Source organism: Pseudovibrio sp. M1P-2-3, assembly GCF_031501865.1.
Classification (GTDB): domain Bacteria; phylum Pseudomonadota; class Alphaproteobacteria; order Rhizobiales; family Stappiaceae; genus Pseudovibrio; species Pseudovibrio corallicola.
Map to the genome: position 1 here is coordinate 1 of NZ_JARRCW010000007.1, position 4,614 is coordinate 4,614.

The 4,614-nt window shown below is 49.2% G+C and carries 5 protein-coding genes; 3 read left to right on the top strand and 2 right to left on the bottom strand.

What is annotated here, in order from left to right:
- Together P6574_RS21825 and P6574_RS21830 are read left to right on the top strand one after the other, a co-directional pair.
- A partial coding sequence (locus tag P6574_RS21825; protein WP_310622451.1) for a replication initiation protein occupies window positions 1-1,050 on the top strand: 1,050 nt, incomplete at its 5' end.
- A 239-nt stretch (window positions 1,051-1,289) separates the two neighbouring features.
- Window positions 1,290-1,682, top strand: coding sequence for a hypothetical protein (locus P6574_RS21830; RefSeq protein ID WP_310622452.1), 393 nt, complete (start codon window positions 1,290-1,292; stop codon window positions 1,680-1,682).
- On the opposite strand, the gene P6574_RS21835 is transcribed toward P6574_RS21830, so the two are convergent.
- Window positions 1,644-3,086: a MobA/MobL family protein gene (locus tag P6574_RS21835; RefSeq protein WP_310622453.1), complete on the bottom strand. Its 1,443-nt coding sequence runs from the start codon at window positions 3,084-3,086 to the stop codon at window positions 1,644-1,646. The two genes, P6574_RS21830 and P6574_RS21835, sit on opposite strands and share 39 nt — an antisense overlap.
- 31 nt (window positions 3,087-3,117) lie before the next feature.
- Here P6574_RS21835 and P6574_RS21840 point away from each other — a divergent pair, with 31 nt between their 5' ends.
- Window positions 3,118-3,474: a hypothetical protein gene (locus P6574_RS21840; RefSeq protein WP_310622454.1), complete on the top strand. Its 357-nt coding sequence runs from the start codon at window positions 3,118-3,120 to the stop codon at window positions 3,472-3,474.
- Window positions 3,475-3,531: 57 nt separating this feature from the next.
- On the opposite strand, the gene P6574_RS21845 is transcribed toward P6574_RS21840, so the two are convergent.
- Complete coding sequence (locus tag P6574_RS21845; protein WP_310622455.1) at window positions 3,532-3,666, bottom strand: hypothetical protein; 135 nt, start codon at window positions 3,664-3,666, stop codon at window positions 3,532-3,534.
- Window positions 3,667-4,614 lie beyond the last annotated feature (948 nt).

The window sequence follows — 4,614 nt, forward strand, 5'->3', positions numbered from 1 at the left end:
ATGAATGACGTGAAAAAGCTGACCAAAACAACTCAGGTGGCAGCTGATCGGGCCTACGATCAGACCAAGACCGTATTACCAGTCGAGTATGCCCAAGGTATCTACCTTCAGCATGCCCCTTCTGCCGAGGCACTGAAGGTAATGCACTTTCTGATTGCCAAGGCTGGCGGGGCAATGGCATCAGATATTGACCACGAATTCTACCTCTCCGAGATGACGGGTACCAAAGGGATGCGGCGTCACACTCGGGCAACACTCCAACCGCTGTTCGAAGAATTAGCGGCATCGGTGCTAACCATTGACGACCCAGACAAGAAGGTGCTGAGGATCGGCGGCTTCCTCGATGAGGCAGAAGTGAGCTACGCCGAGGAAGAGGAAAGTGGAGAACTACGGGTTAAATGGAACTTCCGCAAAACATTCCGAAGGATGGCAGCTGAGAGCCATCACTGGGCGGTCATTGATCGCCAGACTTTATTCGCGCTTTCAAGCAAATACAGCATTTTGCTATTCCAGTATTTCGCGTCATTGCAGGGCTTGCAGTATCAAACGTCTAAACGCTTTTCCGTTGATGAGTTACGCGCAATTCTGGGTGTCCCGTCTGGCAAGCTAAAACGGTTTGCAGACCTCAATAGGTGGGCGCTTAGATTAGCGATTGAAGAGATCAACCAACTCGCTAGATTCACGCTGGAAGCGGTGCCGCACAAGCGGGGACGGACAGTTACCCATGTCGAAATTATCTGGAAACCAAAGGCTAATCCGGCAAAGGTGAAGAAAGAACTAGGCAGTTCCAAGGTGGGCAGAAAGGTCCGCCGTAATGGCACGGCAGAAACGCCTATTGTCGCCTTCCCAGCCAGTGGGTCTCTCGATTTCTCATCAGACAATCGTTGGCAAAAAATCGCTCGCTCCTACGGCAATGGCAAGGATATTGATCGGATTGCCGAAGACTTCCGTAATTGGTGCGAGGACAAGGGTATGAAGCTGGATCAACCCAACATCGAAGCATCGTTTATTGGCTTTTGCAAAAGCGCTGGTAAGACCTTTAAGGCCTGAGCCGATAAGGCAACTCACAGAATAGGAGATGGGGCTCTGCCCCCTCTCCCAAAAGCAAAATAGTTGATCACCGTGTTGGCCTACCTAACCACAGCCTTAAAAGGCTATGGATAGCTAACGGCCCGCCCGCACCAGACCAACGATTTTACTTTCCCCACGCCCCCGCTCCTCGCCGGAGGGGCAAGGTTGCAGGAAGACCTGCACCCCTGCCGGTCATTAGAGAATTAGTGGATTAAGTGATGGGTAAATTTAATTTATCTCTGTTTATTGAGCAGTTAAAATCGGCTGAAATATCGACAGAGGCTGAACTCGTAGAGGCGGCCTGTAACAGCGATCCAGCTAAAACAGATTACGTGTCAGGCTGGATTTCCAATCAACTGAAAATCGATCAGGTTACAATCACCTATCAAAATACTTTCGGCCACCCTGTAGGCAACTTATCGAGTATTGAAACTTTTGAAGAAGGCGAAGATGAGACTTGGATCATAGATAATAATCTTGTCGTGGTAGATGATAAAGCCATGCTCACTACGGATGATATTAAAGAAATTATTGCACTCTACACTTCTATAAAATCTTTCGATTACAGCGTGTTATCTACCGAGACTTTTCGTAGGAGATACACTCAGTGAGGGCTTTTGCGATTGTTCAAGGCGCTTTTGTTCCTCAAGCAGTTTTAAGCGCTCTAGCTCTTGTTTTTGAGCCTCTAAGCGTGCTTGCTGTTCAGCTTCGCGACTGGCCTGTGCCTCAGCCAGTCGCTTCTGATCTGCTTTCTGCTGGTCTTCCCGCTGAAGGGTCTGCGTTAATTCCTCAAGTGACTTATCGCGGGCCGTAGGATCGCTCCTCCACCTTGCCTCCACTCGATCTAACACTCCCAGCATATACTTGGCTTTATCTGAAGCTCTGGCCTTTTCAGCATGGGCAGAAAGCTCATCATGCTCCCGCTCACCTAGCTGTGCTTGGCTCTCCTTCAGTTGTGTTCGGCGTGCATTGAGTGCCTTCAGAGGCTGCTCCAAACGTTCGGCCTTTTCATCCCATGCCTTGCGCCCCAAAATCCACGGCCTACGTGTTTGCAAATGACTATCCAGCTTGTCCTGCCAGTCCTGCTCTTTCCAGAGCTGGTCTTTGATGATTGCAGTCTCAAGTTTTTTGAGGGCCTGTGTATCCCTCTGCAATTCGGGTGAGGGTTCGAAGTCTCCTACCAGCTGTGCTTGCAGGCGTTCCCGCGCAACTTTCAGTTCTTCATCACGCTGCCGCCGCCGCTTTTCCTTGTGGCTCTTGGCCTCTGCATCATCGTGAACAGCCTTTGAAGCCTCTTTGGTCAAGGCAAGGTTCGCTTGCTGCACCTCACGGTTATAGTTCCCTAAATCGGTCTTAATCCCTCGCCGTTCCATTTCGCTCGCTATGGGGCCTAAATGGACCGTAGGCGCGCGTTTTTCATTTTGCGCTTCCAGAGACCTATGGTCGACTGTTTGCGCGTGTCCGGCCATTTCTAGGGATTTATTCGCTTTCTGCTCCCAAACCTGTCTAGCTTCTTTCAGATCTGCCGCGCGCCCACCTAGTCCATGCTTCTTGCGCCTGGTGTCTGACCACTCACGGGAAACCTTCTCCCCCAGATCATTGCCTAACGTCTGTCGGGTTGAAGTCAGTAAGTGACCGTGAGGATTATTGCTATCCAGTCCATGCAAGCAGACATCAACGGCAACACCATGTCGCTCGTGTAACCACTGCGCATAGTCACGTGCCAGCTCAATTTTCTGGCCATGATCCAGTTCTTGAGGCAACGCGATTTCGTATTCCCGCGCTGTCGTTCCATCTTTTCGACGCTCAGCAGATTCCGCAGAATCCCACAATTCTTGCCTAGACATTGTCCAACCAACCAGCTCGGTGTGATCAACTTTTTTGTCGGTATAGTCGTGGGTTAATCCGGTTCGATCATCGGTCAATCTCATCCCAGCTCGATAAGCAGCTGCCGCTACGGAACTTCTTCCGCTTGATCGCTGTATCGGTTTCACGTTGAGATGATAAATCGCCATTAGTTCAGCTGTTCTCCTTGGGGTTTGGGGCATGCCCCAACGCATGACTTGCCTGCAAGTCCTAAGTGCGCACTTACGTATTACATCCGCAAGTGTTACACCAGATATAGTTGCAAGGGTAAAGGCAAAAATGACAGCGTTAGAGCAAGCAGAAATCCAGTTGCAGAATGCAGAGAAGAAGCTGCGCCAAAAGCAGGCCAGACTGGATGACTTGAAGGCAAGAAGAGCCAAACAGAAGCGGAAGAACGATACGAGGCGGAAGATTTTGCTCGGGGCAGCTCTGCAAGCAGTCGCCAAGAAGGGCCCACAGGGCCAGAAAATCATTGATTACCTTATCCGCACCATGGATGAAAAAGACCGAAAGCTTTTTCAAAATGGGAGCGACTAACGTCGCTACTTTGTTTGCAGAAGGGGTTAGGGTCGTGACAAGCACGACCCTGTAAACTCAGGCCTCTTTTTCTTGCTCGGCCCCAACTTTCACGCTGACGTGCAACAGGAAGAGCTGTTTGATTTCAAGTCTCAGAGACAACTGAGAGTTCTTGCAGATGGCTTGGATGAGGGAAAAAAAGAAAGTTTTCATTGGTATCTCCTTTGTTTGTCGCGGCGAAAAAAAGGAGAGCTAATTTTCAAAACTCAAGGGGTTGGTGCGGGCTGTCCGCGAACTAATTTTTGGGGCGTAGCCGCGAAAATTAGTGGTTTTCCATAGGCCGAATGGCCTGTGGTAAACGCGGCAACTCGGCCCCTTGAGTTTTGAAAATTAGCTCGGAAATTTCGTAAGCAGACAAACAAAGGAGATACCAATGAAAGCTGCCGCATCCCTCATCCAAGCCATCTGCAAGAACGGTTGCCGCAGGGAATGCTCAAGTGAGTACTGCACGTCAGCGTGAAAGTTGGGGCAAAGAACGCCGTGAATGGGTGGCACAGACTAGGTCGTGCTTGTCACGGCCCTAACCCCGTCATGTATGGCACGGCGGTTGCGGCAGGCACAAAAAAGGGAAGCCGAAGCTTCCCTTTCCGCTCGATGAAAACCTTAATTTTGCTACAAACAAAGGAACCGAGCGGGGCTCTTCGAAAACTTTATTTTGCGACAAACAAGGAGACGAAGAGCTCTCGCTTTATAGAGCAGCTCTCAAAAGTTGCCTAGCTTCTTTTTCAAAAGCCAAACAACATCTCTGCCAGCACAGCGTTCCAGCTTGACCACAATCGATCGTTATCGCCTGCTATTTGAGAATCTCTTCGTCCGTCTCATATGGTCAAGTTGGAACAGTCCCCAGAGAGGCATTTTTCAACTCAAAGGCCTCAAAATGTCATTATCCACAACCATAAAATTTACTAAAAAAGCGCTCTGCGCTCTTTTGTTCTAATGTTCTAATAGTTCATGCCTTTAATTGTTTATATATATCAATGCTTTACGCGTTTATAAGTGAGAAATGGGGACTCTTAAGTGAGAAATGGGGACTCTTAAGTTAGATATGGGGACTCTTTTACGAGTTTACATGTGAGAATATATCTTCATATATTCTCACTT

Bases quoted from the DNA above. Each gene is read 5' to 3' on its own strand.
- P6574_RS21845 (WP_310622455.1), bottom strand. From the start codon at position 3,666: ATGAAAACTTTCTTTTTTTCCCTCATCCAAGCCATCTGCAAGAACTCT.
- P6574_RS21840 (WP_310622454.1), top strand. From the start codon at position 3,118: ATGCCCCAACGCATGACTTGCCTGCAAGTCCTAAGTGCGCACTTACGT.
- P6574_RS21830 (WP_310622452.1), top strand. From the start codon at position 1,290: ATGGGTAAATTTAATTTATCTCTGTTTATTGAGCAGTTAAAATCGGCT.
- P6574_RS21835 (WP_310622453.1), bottom strand. From the start codon at position 3,086: ATGGCGATTTATCATCTCAACGTGAAACCGATACAGCGATCAAGCGGA.